Origin of the sequence: Natrinema sp. H-ect4 (genome assembly GCF_041894845.1) — an archaeon.
Lineage (GTDB): Archaea > Halobacteriota > Halobacteria > Halobacteriales > Natrialbaceae > Natrinema.
Map to the genome: position 1 here is coordinate 214889 of NZ_JBHDYC010000003.1, position 17166 is coordinate 232054.

The 17166-nt window shown below is 62.3% G+C and carries 16 protein-coding genes; 8 read left to right on the forward strand and 8 right to left on the reverse strand.

Features of this window, described 5'->3' with window-relative positions; genetic code table 11:
- Positions 1 to 20 precede the first annotated feature (20 nt).
- Complete coding sequence (locus tag ACEWFR_RS06365; protein ID WP_374060237.1) at positions 21 to 569, reverse strand: hypothetical protein; 549 nt, start codon at positions 567 to 569, stop codon at positions 21 to 23.
- A gap of 247 nt (positions 570 to 816) precedes the next feature.
- Between ACEWFR_RS06365 and ACEWFR_RS06370 the strand changes: the two genes are divergently transcribed.
- Both ACEWFR_RS06370 and ACEWFR_RS06375 read left to right on the forward strand, forming a co-directional pair.
- Entirely contained in the window at positions 817 to 1479 is a 663-nt protein-coding gene (locus ACEWFR_RS06370; protein ID WP_374060238.1) for a hypothetical protein, read from the forward strand.
- A 217-nt stretch (positions 1480 to 1696) separates the two neighbouring features.
- Positions 1697 to 2230, forward strand: a complete 534-nt coding sequence (locus tag ACEWFR_RS06375; protein ID WP_374060239.1) for a hypothetical protein — start codon at positions 1697 to 1699, stop codon at positions 2228 to 2230.
- A gap of 721 nt (positions 2231 to 2951) precedes the next feature.
- Here the strand turns inward: ACEWFR_RS06375 and ACEWFR_RS06380 are convergent.
- The 4 genes from ACEWFR_RS06380 to ACEWFR_RS06395 form a co-directional block, all read right to left on the reverse strand.
- Positions 2952 to 4598: a preprotein translocase subunit SecD gene (locus ACEWFR_RS06380; RefSeq protein ID WP_374060240.1), complete on the reverse strand. Its 1647-nt coding sequence runs from the start codon at positions 4596 to 4598 to the stop codon at positions 2952 to 2954.
- A complete protein-coding gene (gene secF / locus ACEWFR_RS06385) occupies positions 4595 to 5470 on the reverse strand; it encodes a protein translocase subunit SecF (protein WP_374060241.1) in 876 nt (291 codons plus the stop codon). Before secF ends, ACEWFR_RS06380 begins: the two co-directional genes overlap by 4 nt.
- A 165-nt stretch (positions 5471 to 5635) precedes the next feature.
- Positions 5636 to 6109 carry a DUF5812 family protein gene (locus ACEWFR_RS06390; protein WP_374060242.1) on the reverse strand — a complete coding sequence of 158 codons (474 nt, stop codon included), beginning with the start codon at positions 6107 to 6109 and terminating at the stop codon, positions 5636 to 5638.
- Positions 6110 to 6271: 162 nt separating this feature from the next.
- Positions 6272 to 6724 carry a response regulator gene (locus tag ACEWFR_RS06395; protein WP_374060243.1) on the reverse strand — a complete coding sequence of 151 codons (453 nt, stop codon included), beginning with the start codon at positions 6722 to 6724 and terminating at the stop codon, positions 6272 to 6274.
- A gap of 182 nt (positions 6725 to 6906) precedes the next feature.
- Here ACEWFR_RS06395 and ACEWFR_RS06400 point away from each other — a divergent pair, with 182 nt between their 5' ends.
- Together ACEWFR_RS06400 and ACEWFR_RS06405 are read left to right on the forward strand one after the other, a co-directional pair.
- On the forward strand, positions 6907 to 8241 hold the full coding sequence (locus ACEWFR_RS06400; protein WP_374060244.1) for a glucose-6-phosphate isomerase: 1335 nt from the start codon (positions 6907 to 6909) through the stop codon (positions 8239 to 8241).
- A 495-nt stretch (positions 8242 to 8736) separates the two neighbouring features.
- Positions 8737 to 9870: a lysostaphin resistance A-like protein gene (locus tag ACEWFR_RS06405; protein ID WP_374060245.1), complete on the forward strand. Its 1134-nt coding sequence runs from the start codon at positions 8737 to 8739 to the stop codon at positions 9868 to 9870.
- 22 nt (positions 9871 to 9892) lie between these two features.
- On the opposite strand, the gene ACEWFR_RS06410 is transcribed toward ACEWFR_RS06405, so the two are convergent.
- Together ACEWFR_RS06410 and ACEWFR_RS06415 are read right to left on the reverse strand one after the other, a co-directional pair.
- Positions 9893 to 10351: an NOB1 family endonuclease gene (locus tag ACEWFR_RS06410; protein WP_098724693.1), complete on the reverse strand. Its 459-nt coding sequence runs from the start codon at positions 10349 to 10351 to the stop codon at positions 9893 to 9895.
- A gap of 4 nt (positions 10352 to 10355) precedes the next feature.
- Complete coding sequence (locus tag ACEWFR_RS06415; protein ID WP_098724692.1) at positions 10356 to 10601, reverse strand: PRC-barrel domain-containing protein; 246 nt, start codon at positions 10599 to 10601, stop codon at positions 10356 to 10358.
- Positions 10602 to 10899: 298 nt separating this feature from the next.
- On the opposite strand from ACEWFR_RS06415, the gene infB reads away from it, so the two are divergent.
- Positions 10900 to 12699, forward strand: coding sequence for a translation initiation factor IF-2 (infB, locus tag ACEWFR_RS06420; RefSeq protein ID WP_374060246.1), 1800 nt, complete (start codon positions 10900 to 10902; stop codon positions 12697 to 12699).
- Between the two features lie 372 nt (positions 12700 to 13071).
- Here the strand turns inward: infB and ACEWFR_RS06425 are convergent, their stop codons facing one another.
- Positions 13072 to 13449, reverse strand: coding sequence for a cyclophilin-like fold protein (locus tag ACEWFR_RS06425; protein ID WP_374060343.1), 378 nt, complete (start codon positions 13447 to 13449; stop codon positions 13072 to 13074).
- Positions 13450 to 13773: 324 nt separating this feature from the next.
- Here ACEWFR_RS06425 and ACEWFR_RS06430 point away from each other — a divergent pair, with 324 nt between their 5' ends.
- From ACEWFR_RS06430 to ACEWFR_RS06440, 3 genes are read left to right on the forward strand one after another with little or no spacing between them, the layout of a single operon-like run.
- Positions 13774 to 15465, forward strand: a complete 1692-nt coding sequence (locus tag ACEWFR_RS06430; protein ID WP_374060247.1) for a CTP synthase — start codon at positions 13774 to 13776, stop codon at positions 15463 to 15465.
- Entirely contained in the window at positions 15465 to 16382 is a 918-nt protein-coding gene (gene guaA / locus ACEWFR_RS06435) for a glutamine-hydrolyzing GMP synthase (RefSeq protein WP_374060248.1), read from the forward strand. The genes ACEWFR_RS06430 and guaA overlap by 1 nt, the downstream gene beginning before the upstream one ends.
- Complete coding sequence (locus ACEWFR_RS06440; RefSeq protein WP_374060249.1) at positions 16379 to 16714, forward strand: CTP synthetase; 336 nt, start codon at positions 16379 to 16381, stop codon at positions 16712 to 16714. Before guaA ends, ACEWFR_RS06440 begins: the two co-directional genes overlap by 4 nt.
- Positions 16715 to 17166 lie beyond the last annotated feature (452 nt).

A 17166-nucleotide genomic window follows, 5' to 3' on the forward strand; every position in this document is an offset into this window, starting at 1 on the left:
CAGTCAGGCGTGGTAAATGTTCATGGACTATCTTGAAAAGGAAGTTCAACATTGTAGTAACGAAATACCCATCCAATCGCGGCGGCCGCTACGGCGGCAATAAGGAAGCCACTGGCCAGCATACTGGCAAGTAATCCCCCTTCCAGTAACGTTTCTCTTGTAATCAGAGGAGGAGAAACGGTGTGTGCATACGTAAAGGAAGCTATCGGAACAAGAACTAACGCCACTACCCCAATACCAAGACCGACCAGTAACAGCTGAACGCTGGTACGATCACGAGCAAACCGAAGAAGGGGGTATTGAGATGTGATTGGTTCCCTCACATCCCGTTTAAGCCACCAAAGTCGATCCCGTCCGGGTTTTCGAGTTCCCAGAATATCTCGGCTCGCAAGGTCTTTCAATCGCCTACGCACTTGACGGTCGCTTAATTCAACCTTCTCGGCTACTTCCGTCGTAAGAAGGACTTGGTGCTCCGCATGCGAGAATGCATCAATAATTGGTTTGTCCTGTGTTTTTAGACTCGCATCAAGATCGGGGTGGGGTTCAGAATCTTCACTTTCCAAGCTCATAGGTGGATGTCCCCTTGCGGACACTGGCTCTGTCCGGTTACAGACACGGATTTTGGATGTCTTTGTGCGGTCATTCTCTCGCCCCTATAATTCCCTGGCACGTCAGTTAACACATGCAATGAGTCGAGCCACTGTCAAAAAGACTGGCACGATTGAGGAAGGTAGTAGTACAGAATCAGAGTCAGTAGTCCACCTGAAAGGGGAGATTCACAGTAGTCGCGGAGACCACGACAAAGAGCGGGAGTTGATGAAAGAGGGTATTGATGCTCTCGTTTTGGAGGGAACAGAGAACACTGGCGACTACGGGGTTACCGAGGGCTGGTTCCAACAGGCGATAGCGGGGATGTTCTATATTCTGAGCCCGCTCTATGTTTCGAAGGAAATTCTCGTCGACTTCGCTGAGCTACAGGGCGCTGATGTGTACTTCACCAGGGAAAGTGACGCGGAGGTACTACGGAACGCTCCGTTTACGATGAGAGTGATTTCCGCCTCGTTGTATTTCCTCCTCCTACCAAGTAGCGTGATTGTTGGACTAATAACTGGAGACTATCTCGCTGGCGCTGGTTTCCTTGCCGTGAGTTTCTCTGTCCCTGTTCTTCTTCTCAGGTTGTACAATATGGAATTCAGCTCTGGCGATCAGAATCGGGACGAGATTATGGCACAAAAAATAGCTGAAGCGACTGAGGAGAATGATACGGTACTCGCGGTCGTTGGGGCGGGGCATGCTGATGGGATAATTGACGCGCTACCGAACACTTTGGATATTAGCTACCATCCGCCAGAGTACAGTAGAATATCCAAGGAGCATCTCAAAGAAATTCTCATTCCGTTATTTCAGATGTTCTCCCTTCTCCTAACACTCTATTTGGCCATTCTTTGGGTCATCGTGACTCTCGTGAGTTTCCTCTGAACAATCTGGCCTTACAGAGTGCGGTCCGATGCCATCAAACTCTACGTAGTGTCGCCTCTGATTGGGCCGACCGCTCTCACCATTTCAGGATTGCACGCCTGTCGTTCCCGTAGGCCATCCATTTTCGTGTACGTACATAGGGGCTTGTGTATATGTACATACAGAAAACCGGGTCACAGTAGATATTTAGCGGGTGAGTGGGTAGCGGAACTCCTGAATGTCTACGTCTGTAGAAATACCGCCTCGGCTGGTCAGAACGGTGTATCGGAAGGCCAGTGAGCGGAACCAGTCATTTGAGGAACGAGAGGACTGGGACAACAGTGTCAGAACGTGGGGTGTAGACCCGGAAGACCGGCATGCAATTGGACTCTTGGGTGAGATGGCGTTCGCTATTTACGCTGATCTGGAAATCGATACGGAACTTGTACCATGGTCAGATGGAGGCGTTGATTTCGAGGTTTCTATCGATGGCATTGAGCGGACGGTCGACGTGAAAACCAGTCGAAAAGAGCCGTATGCCTTACCGGTGAAGGAGTGGCGTGTTGATTCGGAGTATTATGTTCTCGCCCACTTGGAGGGTGCGTTGGAAGCTCCGTTAGAAGATGTCACGGTGAATCTCGTAGGGACGGCAACGAAAGAGATGGTACTTGATGCGGAGCGGAAGAAGTCGAATTTTGACCACTACAACTACGAAGTACCGGTTTCATCGCTGAATCCGATCCCAGATAGTGCATCTATCATCAGTGAATAGTGAGAGCCACAGATGTTGACGTAGTTCGGTTTTTCGCACGGCCCTGAGAAATGTTCAAGAGAGCGGCGGTCGGTGCCATCAATTTCAGTGGCCTTGGCTGGTTCTGTAGGTTGTCTTCCGGAACGTGCTCCTGTGACTCCCGAGAATGTATCATCGCTTATTTATAGGCTCGTGTAGTGATTTCGGGATGAGAAGGACCGGAAACGGTCGAGAACCAGCAATAGTAGCCTTGAAGCGTCCGATTTGGTCCGGTATCGCCCAGGACCTTGGTAAGGACGAGAGCCCGGGTTCAAATCCCGGCCTAGGCTTGTTCGGCTTCACCGTTTCTGTCGTAATTCACGTCGTTGAGTGTTGCTCTCGTTTGCGGCTTCGCTGACAGGCGCTGCTATTCCCGTCTTTTTCGTCCGATCTCGAGAACATACCTCAACTACAGACGGAGGGAACCAGTTCATCGCTCGTTTCGAACTGTTAGTGTACGACGACAACTGGGTCTCGAGCCCGACTGCAACTGCAGGCTAGTCGTTCTTTTTCGTCCCGGCGCTGCATTGTTGTGGTGATCGTGATGCCGATCTGTACCGCCTGTAACGACCCTGTCTCGTACGATTTCGCTGCTGCACACGGTGACGGCGACACCGTCGACTGGTGTCCGCGGTGTCGGGGACGCTAGCGCTTTTCCGGAGCGGATGCAAAACGTCGTAGAAGTAGTGAGCTCTCGAGACGCCTACCGATCGGTGAGCAGGCGTCGCAGGATGTCACCGTAGGCGGGGCGGGTGATGAGGACCCCAATGAGCACGCCGAGGATGGTGATGATCGCGAATCCTTTGAGGTCGCCGAGGCTCAACACGGCGAGCGGCGAGAGGGCGACGACCGTCGTCGCCGCGGCGGCACCGATGACCCAGAACGCTTTGCGGAATCGTGATTGGAAGACCCGTTCCGAGCTGACGTCGCCTTCGTCCATCACCTCGTCGGCGATGATTACGAGGTCGTCGACCCCGGTCCCCACGACGGCGATGAACCCGGCGACGTGGGAGAGATCCAGCGGCATGCGTATCAGCGCGGCGAATCCGAGCAAAATTACCACCTCCGCGACCGCCGTCACGATCATCGGAAGCGCGACCCGCGTGTCCGTGTATCGAGCGTAGACGACGCCGCTGACGGTGATCACCGAGAGGAACCCGATCAGCAGCGAGAACTCCTTGAACTGGGTGGCGTGGGCCGGCTCGATCGAGTAGACCTGATCGTTTTCGAAGTCCAGCGGGGCGCGCAGGCTGCCGGCTCGGAGGTTGACCGAGAGCGACTGGGCGTGTTGCTGACTCGGTGCGCCCATCTGGAAGGTCGGATTGTCTGCCCAGTCGTTTCGCATCGACTCGGCCAGGCCCGGCCCCATGCTGTGTGCGTCGATGACCTCTCCGTCGACGACCGTCAGGAGACAGTACTGTTCACCCTCCTGATCGAAGTTGACGGTTCCGTCGTCGCCGCGGAGGCTACACCGCCCGACGCCTTCGTTCTGATCGGTGAAGCCGAAGTCGTTCATCTGCTGCTGAAACTGGGATGCGGCCTCGCTTCTGACCTCCACCGGGACCACGTAACCCGATGTTTCTCGCCCCTGACTATCCGTCTGCTGCGTCGGCGGATCGACGTCGGCGATGTCGTCGCCGGTCAATACCGTCTGATTCGACTGGTTCGTCTGGTTTCCGCTATCGTCGGGATAGTAGGCGACGACCTCGACGACCCCGCGCTCGGAGAGCAGTTGGCGGAGTTCGCTCGCGTCCATGTTCGGGACTTCGACGACGATGTAGTGTTCGCCGCCCGGCGTCGTCTGCTCGTAGGCCGTCCCGCCGGAGAGCCCCGCCGCGTTGACCTTCGTCTGGATCGTCTGGATTATGTCGTCGCGCGTCTTCTGGGTGACCCCGTCGCGGATGTCGTCCTCCGAGGCGTCGACGTCCGCTGACTGCAGCGCTGCGGCGAACTCGGCCTCGGTCACGTTGTCGGTGAACACCTCCGCGGTGACGGTCCCGTCGTCCTGTACGTCGACGCTGGTGTCCGCCGGCTCGAGGCCGAGTTCGTCGGTCATCGTCGACTCGATATCCTCGAGCCGTTGGCTCTCCTGTTCGTCGATTCCGCCATCGGCCATATCGGGTGCGATGTTCTCGGCGGTCAGTCCGGTGGCCGGAACCCTGATTCGGGTCCCGCCCTCGAGGCCAAGCCCGAACTCGAGGTTGGTGGGGCCGCTGTCGACGGTGCTCTCGGCGTAGCTGCTGTCGGCCACGATGCCGCCGGGGATGAAGAGGGCGACGACGGCGAAGGTGACGAACAGGACGAGCAAGAGGAGCCGCCAGTTGGACTTGACGGCAGCGATCGGGTTCATGAGCGGACCCCCTCGAACTTGTACCAGCGAAGCAGACTCAGATTCAACATGTAGGTGTTCATCAGGTCGGCCGCGAGGCCGACGAAGAGGATGATGCCGATCGATGCCAGGAGGCCGATACCGAAGATATACGCCGAGATGGCCATGACGAGCATCGCGGCCATCGACGTAACCGTCATCGTGACGCCGGTCCGCATCGCGCGGTGCGTGCTTTCGTAGAAGCTACCGCTCCGGCGCAGCACGTGGTTGTTCAACAGGATATCGGAGTCAACCGAGTATCCGATCAACATCAGCAAGCCGGCGACCGTCCCGAGCGAGAGTGGGATCCCGGCCAGGCGCATGAACGCCAGCGGGATTACGAGGTCGGAAAACGCCGAGATGACGACCGCGATCGACGGGACGAACGTCCGGAAGAGCAAAAAGACGATGGCGCTCATCCCGACGAACGCGATGGCGATTCCCAGCATGGCCGTCTGCTGGCTCTGCTGGCCGAAGCTTGCAGACGTCGAGGAGACCGCCTGAACGACCTCACTATCGCCGTCCGAATTGAGCCCCTCCTCGGCCTGATCGCCCAGGGCCTGCGAGTCGGTTGAGGAAAACTGCACGATGTACTGGTTTTCGCTCCCGGTTCCGGTCACCGATTCGGGCTGTTCGTCGAACGCCGACGGAATTTCGTCGGCCGGCGTCGTCGTCTGGACGGTCAACTCCGTCCCGCCGGCGAAGTCCATCCCGAGCGGGACCGGCGTGCCGTACACGAGAAACGATCCGCTGAGGACGAGCAGTGCAACCGCGAGAACCACGAGCGGAACCGCCGCGAGCTGACGGTTGCTGTACCGGGTGTACTCTATTTCCGGTACGTCGAAATACGCCATATACCGGACCACTTGCACCCTCCCGAAGTAAGCCTTCTCAATTCCACCGGCCTCTCGCGGCCCCGAGGCGCCGACTCGAGCCCGAAACTGACGGAGAGTATCCGTATGAGTAAGGCGTCATCGGACGCAGCAGGTAGCGAGTCGATCTTCCACCAACGCCGCCGATCAGTCCGGCAGATATCGCACGCTCACCACGCCGTCGTCGGCCGAGCGACGCACTTCCACGCGGACCGCCTCGAGCCGGGCCGCCCGCGCGATCGTTTCCTCGTCCGCGAGAACGTCCTGCGCTGCGGGTTCGACTTCGCCCTCTGATACGCAGAACACGTGAATTTCGCCCGTCCCGGCGCGTTCCTCCTGAACGAGGTCGTCGACCTCGCTGTCGGCCGCGAGCTCTCGTTCGTGTTGGGTCGGCTCGAGGTCGCTGTCGACCAGGTCGATCGAGCGTCGGTCTTCGACATCGATCACCTCCCAAGCGACATCCAGCGGCGGCTCCGGTGCGACGGTGGCCTCGAGGACGTCGTGGACCTCGAGGCCGGGGTTCGATGCGAGGGTGTGGACCTGTGCGGTGTCGACGTCGCGGACGACCGCCGATTCGTCTTCGGCGTGCGTGACGACGAACGTGCCCGTCTTTTCGCTCATGGGCGACCGTACGCGCACCGTCGGTTTCGGGGTTTCGGCTTTCGCTCGCTGTCCGATGGAGTTCGTTGGTCAGGTACCAGCCGCTGGGTCATCGGTCGAGCGACTCCTCGGGATTGGACCGGACGACTCCGGTGGCCTCCACCGGTGGTCACCAGCACTAAGTTACGACGGTGCAGGCGGATGCTTGGCCGAGTCGATCCAGAAGTCCTCGATCGCTTGCGCTAGCGTGTCGAACTCGTCGGGCCCCTCAGGCTTCGTGAGGTACGCGTTCGCGGCCCGATCGTAACTCTTGACGATGTCCGCTTCCGTTTCCGAACTCGAGAGGACGAGGATCGGCGGCGGTGGGTAGTCCAGTTCGTTCTCGAGCGTCTCCAGGATCGTGAGCCCATCTACTCGCGGGAGGTTCAGATCGAGGAGGACGAGATTGGGGTCCGTACTCGCGGTGTCCGTCTCGCAGACGTCGAAGTACGTCGTCGCCTCCTTCCCGTCGGTGACGGTGTGGAATTCGATGTCGCTGTCGACCGTTTTGAACGCTTCTCTGGTCAGACGAACGTCGCCCGGATTGTCCTCGACGAGCAGGATATCGATCGGCTCGGTCGGCGTGTGGCTGGTCATGGTGCTCGTTCTCGGCTACGAGATGCGGACGCGTAAGGCCGGTCCCTACACACGTGGTGGGTCCGCTGGGGCGGCGCGGCCCGGTCGGTGAGGTCGGCGACGGCGGCGCCGCTGAACCGATCCCGGAGCGCCGCTGAACCGATCACGGAACGACTTTAGGCCCGGCGGTCGCCCCCTCGCGTATGAACGTCGACATCGGTAACGCGCTCGCGTCCGTCGCGTCACCGGGCGTCTCGAGGGAGTCCCTCGAGCGCCTGGACGAGCAGGTGGCGGCCGCCCACGAGCGCATCGAGCGCGGAATGGCAAACGAGGAACACGGCTACGAGGCGCTGAACCTCCCCGAACGGACCGATCCGGACGAGATTCGAGCGGCGGTCGAGCCCGTCGCCGACGCCGACGCGCTGCTCACCGTCGGCATCGGCGGTAGTTCGCTGGGCGCGGCGACGATCACGAACGCACTCGAGGGCGTCGAGCCACGCTCGACGGAGAGTCGGACGCAGTCCGACGGGACCGAAACGGTCTTTCTGGATAACATCGACCCCGAGTGGGTCTCGAGCCGCCTCGAGGGACTCCCCCTCGAGAACACCGCGATCAACGTGGTCTCGCGATCCGGGACGACGGCGGAGACGCTGGCGAACTTCCTGGTCGTCCGCGAGGCCCTCGAGTCGGCCGGCGTCGACTGGACCGAGCGGACGATCGTCACGACCGGCGAGTCGGGCCCGCTTCGAAACCTCGCGGACCGCCACGACCTTCCCTCCCTGAACGTACCCGACGGCGTTCCCGGTCGCTTCTCCGCGCTGTCGGCGGTCGGCATGGTCGCCGCGGCCGTCTGCGGCCACGACCTCAAGGCGCTGCTCGCGGGCGCGGCCGCCGAGCGCGAGACGCTGACGGGGTCGCTCTTTGACTGTCCGGCCTACGCCTACGGCGCGACGACCTACGCGCTGGACGGGCGCGGTGCCGGCGTGAACGCGATCATGCCCTACGCGGAGTCCCTCGAGACGTCCGCGGAGTGGTTCGCACAGCTGTGGGCCGAGAGCCTCGGGAAGGACGACCTCGGCCAGACGCCCGTGCGAGCGCTCGGGGTGACGGATCAACACTCGCAACTCCAGCTCTATCGGGCCGGCCCACGGGACAAACTCGTCACCTTCGTCACTACGCGGGAGAGCGAGGACCGGCCGATTCCCGACACTGACGTCGAGGAGCTGGCGTATCTCGGCGATGCGACGCTGGGTGAGCTGCTCGAGGCCGAATTCGAGGCCACCGAGGCCAGCCTCGCCGCCGCGGGCCGGCCGAACGTCCGCGTCGAACTCGAGCGTGTTGATGCGTACGAACTCGGCGGGCTGCTCTATGGAATGGAAGCCGCCTGCGTGCTCGCGGGCGAACTCTACGGCGTGAACACGTTCGAGCAGCCGGCCGTCGAGTGGGCCAAGAAGGCGACGCGCGGGCTGCTCGGCGGCGGGGACTTCGAGGAGGCCGACGCCGTCGCGGAGAAGACGGAGCTTCGGATCGAACGGTAGCCGACTGCTGGGTCCCGTCTTCGTCGCGCCGTTGATAGTGAATGGAACGGTGTGTTCTGGAGGGATTGGGTGAGACAAAGCGTCCTGCTATCGTGGCAACACGGAATCGCCACGCCCTCCCCAGCCGATTGCTGCTCACGGGCGCGCAGCGCCCGTCTGCTCACGGCGGCTCCGCCGCCGTTCGCATGGTATGCGAGACCTCCGGTCTCGCACTATTCGCATGGTTCGCGGAACCTTTGGTTCCGCGCTAACGCTCGTTCACTCCGTTCTCTCGCTCATCCCTCGCACGGCTTCAGGACGCGGCTCACCCATCGGGTTCGCCGCGGCCCAGCGCGCGCCACCGCATGCCGGGTGGTCAGTCTGGAGTGATACGCCGTTCGCTGTACTGACCGCAGGGGAGAGTAAACACAGTGCCGCTGCAGAGTGAAACCGGAGCCTCCCCGTCTCATCGTCCGTTTGCGGTGCGCCTATCTGCCCTCGCACGAACACCTATGTATGACCGAGACTGCACGGGCCGACGACGCCGGCCCGATCACCTCAGACGTGATTCCCGGGATCGGGACGGCCCTCGCGGGAATCACGATGGTCGCAATGCTCGTCCCCGTCCGCCAGGGCGTCGACGACCTCGCCGTCTGGGCGGGAGTCGGGTTCGCCGTCGCTGCCGTCCTCGCGTTTCTCGTCCGTCGCCACGGCGGCCTCGAGCGAACGATTGCCGGGCCGATCGCCGCCGTCTCGAGCGTCGCGGTCGTCTTGCTCGCCGGCTACGCCCTGAACCAGGGGATTACGGCATCGACATCGCTGCCGTCGGTCTCGCTGTCGATCCCCCTCGTCTTCGTCGCCTTCGTCACCGCGGGACTGACCGCCGGCGTGGGCGTCGCGGAGTCCCTGGGCATCGGACTCGTCGGGTTCAAACGCCGGGCGCAGCAATTAGCCGTCCTCACCGGCGTCGGGTTCGCGGGTCTCTTCGCCCCCGAAGTGACGACGCCCATCCTCGCGATTCCGGTCATCCCCTTCGTCGAGTCGCTCTCGGAGACCGAACTCCTCGTGGTCAGTCAGGTCGTCGCCAATCTCGGCATGGCGCTGGGGACGGCGATCATCGTCGTGGGCTATTTCCGGCTGACCGATCGCGATCGCTCCTTTCTCGATCTCCGATTGCCGACGGCGCGGGAGGTCGGCTGGACCGTCGCCGGACTGATCGTCCTCTTCGGGGCCGTCTTCGCGATCGATTTCGTCATGCGGACGGTCGGCGTCGAGGGCTCGGATCACGCGACGACACAGCAAGCACAGGAGCGTCCCGAGCTGATGCTCGTGATGATTCCGATCGCGATCCTGGTCATCGGCCCCTTCGAGGAGTTGCTGTATCGGAACGTCATCCAGAAATCGCTCTACGACACGTTCTCGCGGGCCGGTGCCGTCGTCACGGCGAGCGTCATCTTCGCGGCCGTCCACGTCTCCGCGTACGCGACCGCCGGTCTCGGCGCGGTCATCGCCAGTCTCGGCACCGTCTTCGGGCTCTCGCTCGTCCTCGGGACGATCTACGAGCGAACCGAGAACCTCGTGATCCCCGCGCTAGTCCACGGGCTCTATAATGCGTTGCTGTTCGCGAACCTCTACACCCTTTACGGATAACATTCGCCCAGATCCCGTCCCGTTATGAGGGGTTCTTTCTGGCCAGTTCCGACCCGCAGATCGGGCACCGATCCTTCTCCTCGTCGAACTCGCGACCGCAGCCCTGACACTGGTAGCGCCAGTGGCGCTGTTCGTCGATCCCCTCGCGGGCGATCACTTCGACATCGACGTTGAGTTTCTCCGCGACGTTTTGCATCGCGTAGTCGTCGGTCACGAGGACGGCGTCGAGTTCGAAACTCGCCGCGATGAGGCGAACGTCGGTGTCGGAGAGGACCTCGAGGTCGCCGGACTCTCGGGCCGCGCGCTCGACCTTTTCGGTGGTATCGTCGTTTGGAATGTGGACGTGCATCCCGGAGCCTTCCATCGCGTCGTAGCGATAGGCGCTCTCGTCTTCGAGTTCCTCGCGGACGAGCGGGATGGTTGCAGTCTGTTCTGTCGTGTGGAAGTCGTGGATAAAAGCCGAGGAGTCGAGAACGTACATACCGTTAGCGCTGGACGACAATGTAGTCTTTTACCGCCTGAACGCGGTTAACGGGAACGAGGAAGTGGCCGGCGTCGTCGAGATCGAAATCGACGGCGCGCCGGGACAGTTCCTCGTCCGGCTCGATAACGAGATCGTTGAGTTTCCCCGATTTGAGATCCATCGTGATGTTGTAGAGCAATCCAAGCTCGGTGCCGTCGGAACCCATGACGGACTTCCCCGAGAGGTTTTCAGCGAGTATATCGCTCATGCATACCCGTACTTACTAATCGGTATTAAAAACCACGGGGTGAGCGCGGCTTGGCGTCTGACGCCGGGCAGACACGGGCCGAATGCCCGCCCAATCGAACCTCGTTCGGACACAGTTGGATCCGTTCGAACGCGCTCGAGTTCGACGCGGACGTTCGGGACTGGACCCACCCGTCGAACCGGTCCGCAGTCGTCGGGCGGGCCGCGATTGCGGCCGTGATCACCGGAACGCCGATGACGATGGGTTTAACTGCGGCGATACGGACGATTTAGATAAGACCTTCCTCGGGTGGTTCACCATGTCGGATACGGATACACGCGACCCCACATCTCTCAGAACGCCGATCGTCGCCGTCCTCGGACACGTCGATCACGGCAAGACAAGTCTCCTCGACAAGATCCGCGGCTCCGCGGTCATCGAGGGCGAAGCAGGCGCGATCACCCAGCACATCGGCGCGACCGCCGTCCCGCTGGACATCATTTCCACGATCGCGGGCGAACTCGTCGACCCGGACGACTTCGACCTCCCTGGCCTCCTCTTCATCGACACGCCGGGTCACCACTCCTTTACCACGCTGCGCTCGCGCGGCGGCGCGCTGGCCGATATCGCAATCCTCGTCGTCGACGTCAACGACGGCTTCCAGCCCCAGACGCTCGAGGCCTTAGACATCCTCAAGCGCTCCGAAACGCCGTTTATCGTCGCGGCGAACAAGATCGACACGGTTCCCGGCTGGAACCCCAACGAGGACTCGCCGATCAACGACACCTACGAGTCCCAGTCCGAGCGCGTCCGCCAGCGCCTCGACGAGAGCCTCTACGAGATCATCGGAAATCTCTCGGACGAGGGCTTCTCCGCCGATCTCTACTGGCGGGTCCAGAACTTCCAGCGAAACGTCGGCGTCGTCCCCGTCTCGGCGATGACCGGCGAGGGCGTTCCGGACCTCCTGACCGTCATGATGGGTCTTTCCCAGCGCTACATGAAAGAGGAGATGGAGATCGACGTCGCCGGCCCCGGCGTCGGCACCGTCCTCGAGGTCAAAGAGGAGAAAGGGTTCGGGACGACGATCGACACGGTGCTGTACGACGGGACGATCCGGTCGGACGACACGATCGTCGTCGGCGGCCAGAACGAGCCGATCGTGACCGAGGTGCGCGCGCTGCTCCAGCCGCGGCCGCTCGCCGAGATCCGAACCGAGAGCCGGTTCGAGAAAGTCGACGAGGTCTCGGCAGCGTCCGGGATCAAAGTCGCCGCACCTGAACTCGCGGACGCGATGGCCGGCGCGCCGGTCCGGGTCGTCCGCGACCGCGACCTCGAGGAGGTCGTCGCTGAAGTCCAGGCCGAACTCGCGGATATCGCCGTCGACACCGCCGAAGAAGGTGTCGTCGTCAAGGCCGACACGCTCGGCAGCCTCGAGGCGATGGCCGACGCCTTAGGCGACGCGGAGGTGCCGATCGTCCGCGCGGAGGTCGGCGACGTCGCGCCGCGGGACGTCTCGGTCGCCTCGACGGCCGAAGACGGGAAACAGAAGGCAATCCTCGGGTTCAACGTCGACGTGCTCGACGACGCCGAGGACCGGGCGGAGATCGAGGACGTGACGATCTTCACCGACGAGGTCATCTACCAGCTCATCGAGGAGTACGAGGAGTACGTCGAGGGCATCGAAAAGGCCCAGCAGGACACCATTCTCGAGAACATCACGCGACCCGCTCGATTCCGGATCCTCCCGGACCACACCTTCCGCCAGAACGACCCCGCAGTCGTCGGCGTCGAGGTGAACGCCGGAACGGTCCAGAACAACGCAAACGTCGTCAAGTTCGATGGTAACGAGGCCGACCGCGTCGGCCAGGTCAAGGGGATCCAGGAGCAAGGCGAAGACGTCGACGAAGTCCGCGCGGGCAACCGCGTCTCAGTCGCCATCGACGGCCCCACCGTCGGACGGGGGATCGAGGAAGACGACGAACTCTGGATCGAGATCCCCGAGAAACACGCGAAGATCCTCGAGCAGGAACTCGCGAGCGATATCCCCGGCGACGAACTCGAGGCGCTGAACATGTACCTCGACAAGCAGCGCAGTCGGGATCCCTTCTGGGGGAAATAGGTCGATCGATTGAGGGAACCAACGTGTCACACCAGACCGACCAGCCGGCGTGCGGTGGCGCGCGCTGTCGGCGAGGCGCGACCTGAGGGAGCGCCTCGAAAGTGAATAGCGCGGGACCGGAGGTCCCGCGAACCATGCGAACGGGTCGAAGACCCGTGAGCAGACGGAGAGCGAAGCGATCCGTGAGCAGACCGACCGAACGAATCGGCTGGGGAGGGCGTGGTCATTTCGCGTTGCCACGATAGCAGGACACCCTCTTTTCCTCTCAATCATCCTCGATCACACAGCTCCACGCACCGGTCAGTCGAGACGCAATCGGAGACGTTCCGCGTTACGCCTCGCTGCGTTCCCCACCGCGAGGAATGTAATTTCTCAGACGTCCGTCCGCTCGAGCCGAACCCGCGCTCCGTCCTCGAGGTCCGCGAGCGGCTCGGTATCAGTAACACGCGCGATGACGGTCACGGGCGCGGCGGCGCGGGGCTCACTGTCTTCGCTGGCCGGCGTCGGTCCCCAGAACAGACACAGCTTCCCGCCGGCCGGCCAGTAGGCGATGGATCCCTCGGGAACGACCGCGCTGGCGTTCTCGAGCGGTACGTCCAGCGCGAGATCGAAATAGAGTTCGTCGCCCCAGCGCGTCGCCTCGCCCGCGACGGGTAGCGCGTCCTCGAGTGCGGCCCTCGTTTCGGGTGCGTCGTCGGTCCAGACCGCCTCGAGGTCGCGGCCGTCGACGGTGACGTGTAGATCGGTTATGCTCGTGGCCACGAACGGGCGGTACTTCTCGGTGACGACCGGAGTCACCGTCGACTCGAGACGGGAATTCGGCCGAGGAGGGGATCCGGCTCTCCCCGGACAGACGGTTCAACTCCGCATGAAAGGGGTCTCGAGTCACTCGAGCACGCCGAGATCGTCGAAGTACAGGACGAAAACCCGCAGTAAGCCCCTCCCCGTTTTTGGACGAATGTTTTCCCATAGCGCGGAACACCGAGGGGTGCCCCCTCGACGAGGGGATGACAACCTGTGTCGGAGGCAGTGCAGTCCCGAAATCGTTTTCAAGCGGTCGCGCGCACACTCGGTATGCCGACGGAATCGGACACTCATTATGACCCCTCGCTGGGGAACAAGTTCATCTTCGTCACCGGCGGCGTCATGTCGGGGCTCGGGAAGGGGATCACGGCCGCGAGCACCGGCCGGCTCCTCAAAAACGCCGGGTTCGACGTCACCGCGGTCAAGATCGATCCGTATCTGAACGTCGACGCGGGGACGATGAACCCCTACCAGCACGGGGAGGTCTACGTCCTCGAGGATGGCGGCGAGGTCGACCTCGATCTCGGGAACTACGAACGGTTCCTCGATATCGACATGACCTCGGATCACAACATCACGACGGGCAAGACCTACCAGCACGTCATCGAGAAGGAACGCGCCGGCGACTACCTGGGAAAGACGGTCCAGATCATCCCCCACATCACCGACGACATCAAGCGGCGGATCCGCGAGGCCGCCGAAGGCACCGATGTCTGTCTCATCGAAGTCGGCGGCACCGTCGGGGACATCGAGGGCATGCCCTACCTCGAGGCGCTTCGTCAGTTCGCCCATGAGGAGCCCGAAGAGAACGTTCTCTTCACGCACGTCACGCTGGTTCCGTATTCGAAAAACGGCGAGCAGAAGACGAAGCCGACCCAGCACTCGGTCAAGGAGGTCCGTTCGATCGGCCTCCAGCCAGACGTGATCGTCGGCCGTTGCGAGGATCGCCTCGAGCCGAAGACCAAGGAGAAGATCGCGCTGTTCTGTGATATTCCAACGGACGCGGTGTTCTCCAATCCGGACGTCGAGGACGTCTATCACGTCCCGCTGATGGTCGAAGACGAGGGGCTCGACCAGTACGTCCTCGAGCACTTCGGCCTCGCCGATGAGGCGCTCCCGGAGGGCCAGCGAACGAACGAGTGGCGCGACATCGTCACCACGGAGAAAGACGGCGAGATCGACATCGCGCTGGTCGGCAAGTACGATCTCGAGGACGCCTACATGTCGATCCACGAGTCGCTGAAACACGCCGGCTTCGAGGTCGGCAGCGACGTGACCGTCCACTGGGTCGCGGCCGACGAACTGAGCGAGGGCCACGACGGCCAACTCGAGGGGATGGACGGGATCATCGTCCCCGGCGGGTTCGGGATGCGCGGCTCCGAAGGCAAGATTCGGGCGGTTCAGTACGCCCGCGAACACGACGTTCCCTTCCTCGGGCTCTGTCTGGGCTTCCAGATGGCCGTCGTCGAGTACGCCCGGAACGTGCTCGGCCTCGAGGACGCTCACTCCGCCGAGATGGAAGACGACACACCGCATCCAATCATCGACATCCTGCCCGAGCAATACGAGGTGGAGGATATGGGCGGGACGATGCGGCTGGGCGAGCATACGACCGTCATCGAACCCGAGACGCTGGCCTACCAGCTTTACGGTGACACGTCCTGTTCCGAACGCCACCGACACCGCTACGAGGTCAACCCCGAGTACTTCGACCAGTTCGAGGACGAACCGCTGGTCTTCTCCGGCACTGCGGGCAACCGGATGGAGATCCTCGAACTCGAGGATCACCCGTTCTTCTTCGGGACGCAGTTCCACCCCGAGTACACGTCACGACCCGGACAGCCGAGCCCGCCGTTTTTGGGGCTGGTTGAGGCCATCCTCGAGCAGACTGACGATGGGGCCGAGGCCGAGAGCGAACCCGACGACGCGGACACCGACGCGGAAACAGAGGTAACCCACTAATGGTAGACACCGAGACGTTCGTTCCAGACGCAGTTGCAGAGATCGGCGACGAAATCGGCGACGCGAACGCCGTCATCGCCCTTTCGGGCGGCGTCGACTCGTCGGTCGCCGCCGCACTGGCCTACGAGGCCATCGGCGACCGACTCACGCCGGTCTACGTCGACACCGGCTTGATGCGGAAAGGCGAGACTGACCAGATCCGCGAGACGTTCGACTACATGGAGTCCCTGCGGATCGTCGACGCGAAAGACCGCTTCCTCGAGGCGCTCGGGGGAACCACCGATCCCGAGGAAAAGCGCAAGATCATCGGCGAGCAGTTCATCCGAGAATTCGAGCGCGAGGCCAAAGACGCAGACGCCGACTATCTCGTCCAGGGAACGATCTACCCCGATCGCATCGAGAGCGAGGGTGGGATCAAGTCCCATCACAACGTCGGTGGGCTCCCCGAGATCGTCGACTTCGAGGGCATCGTCGAACCGGTCCGCGACCTCTACAAGGACGAAGTTCGCGAGGTTGCCCGCCACCTCGGCCTCGACGAGATCGTCGCCGAGCGGATGCCGTTCCCCGGTCCCGGACTCGCCGTGCGCGTCATCGGCGAAGTCACCGAGGAGAAACTCGAGGTCGCCCGCCACTCCTGTCACGTCGTCGAGGAGGAACTCGAGGAGTACGAGCCCTGGCAAGCGCTTGCAGCCGTCATCGGCAAGGCCACGGGGGTCAAGGGAGACAACAGAGTCCACGGCTGGGTCGTCTCCGTGCGCTCGGTCGACTCTCGTGACGGGATGACCGCCCGCGCCCAGGAGATCGACTGGGAGACCCTCCAGCGCATCCAGTCCCGGATCACCGGTCAGAACGACAACGTCGCTCGCGTCGTCTACGACGTGACCCACAAGCCGCCCGCGACAATCGAGTACGAATGAGTACCACAACCACGACCGCCATCGTCGCCGGCCCCGACGACGACGGTATCGGCGACGCGCTCGAGCACGAGGGTGTCGATGTCACCCGACTCAACGGCGTTATCTCCCGTCCGCACCTCGAGGAAGCCGGCATCGTCGCGGCTGATCTGTACGTCCTGACCGACACCGAACAGGCGACGACGATCCCGATTGCCTGCGACCTGAACGACGGGCTCCGAACCGTCGTCTACGCTCGGGACTCCGTCCCCGAGTTCGTCAGGGGGCAACTCGACCTCGCGATCGACCCGCAGTTGATGGACGCGAGCATCGTCGCCGACGAACTGGTCGCCTGACGCCGGATCCGTCGACCGCGAGTCCGTTCACACATTCTGCCGATCGGTTTCGTACTGAGCTCCTGATCGACCGCCAGTCGCGCCGCCGAACTGCTCACGGGCGGGCATCGACCGGGTAATCTCATCGTGCGAACTCCGCTTCGCTACAGCCGCCGTATGAACTGTCTCGAGGCGGAGTTCGCCGGTGTAAATTCGTATTGAATTCGGGGGAACTCGGCGTAAGATCGGTATACCATCACCTCCGTTCAAGTAGCAATCGCCAGTACTCACGAGTGGAGGTCGACGGGCAGACCCCACCGATGGCACCCACCACCTGTACCCGCGACTTCCAGCAACCCCACCACAGCACCCTTCCCCACCACTGCCAACCGATTCTCGTTGACGCGGGCCCACCCCACCGGCTCGCGTCGCACCCTGCGATTCTGGCACTTGGGGCGCGGCGTTTTTCGCCG

Bases quoted from the DNA above. Each gene is read 5' to 3' on its own strand.
- ACEWFR_RS06365 (WP_374060237.1), bottom strand. From the start codon at position 569: ATGAGCTTGGAAAGTGAAGATTCTGAACCCCACCCCGATCTTGATGCG.
- ACEWFR_RS06370 (WP_374060238.1), top strand. From the start codon at position 817: ATGAAAGAGGGTATTGATGCTCTCGTTTTGGAGGGAACAGAGAACACT.
- ACEWFR_RS06375 (WP_374060239.1), top strand. From the start codon at position 1,697: ATGTCTACGTCTGTAGAAATACCGCCTCGGCTGGTCAGAACGGTGTAT.
- ACEWFR_RS06380 (WP_374060240.1), bottom strand. From the start codon at position 4,598: ATGAACCCGATCGCTGCCGTCAAGTCCAACTGGCGGCTCCTCTTGCTC.
- secF (WP_374060241.1), bottom strand. From the start codon at position 5,470: ATGGCGTATTTCGACGTACCGGAAATAGAGTACACCCGGTACAGCAAC.
- ACEWFR_RS06390 (WP_374060242.1), bottom strand. From the start codon at position 6,109: ATGAGCGAAAAGACGGGCACGTTCGTCGTCACGCACGCCGAAGACGAA.
- ACEWFR_RS06395 (WP_374060243.1), bottom strand. From the start codon at position 6,724: ATGACCAGCCACACGCCGACCGAGCCGATCGATATCCTGCTCGTCGAG.
- ACEWFR_RS06400 (WP_374060244.1), top strand. From the start codon at position 6,907: ATGAACGTCGACATCGGTAACGCGCTCGCGTCCGTCGCGTCACCGGGC.
- ACEWFR_RS06405 (WP_374060245.1), top strand. From the start codon at position 8,737: ATGACCGAGACTGCACGGGCCGACGACGCCGGCCCGATCACCTCAGAC.
- ACEWFR_RS06410 (WP_098724693.1), bottom strand. From the start codon at position 10,351: ATGTACGTTCTCGACTCCTCGGCTTTTATCCACGACTTCCACACGACA.
- ACEWFR_RS06415 (WP_098724692.1), bottom strand. From the start codon at position 10,601: ATGAGCGATATACTCGCTGAAAACCTCTCGGGGAAGTCCGTCATGGGT.
- infB (WP_374060246.1), top strand. From the start codon at position 10,900: ATGTCGGATACGGATACACGCGACCCCACATCTCTCAGAACGCCGATC.
- ACEWFR_RS06430 (WP_374060247.1), top strand. From the start codon at position 13,774: ATGCCGACGGAATCGGACACTCATTATGACCCCTCGCTGGGGAACAAG.
- guaA (WP_374060248.1), top strand. From the start codon at position 15,465: ATGGTAGACACCGAGACGTTCGTTCCAGACGCAGTTGCAGAGATCGGC.
- ACEWFR_RS06440 (WP_374060249.1), top strand. From the start codon at position 16,379: ATGAGTACCACAACCACGACCGCCATCGTCGCCGGCCCCGACGACGAC.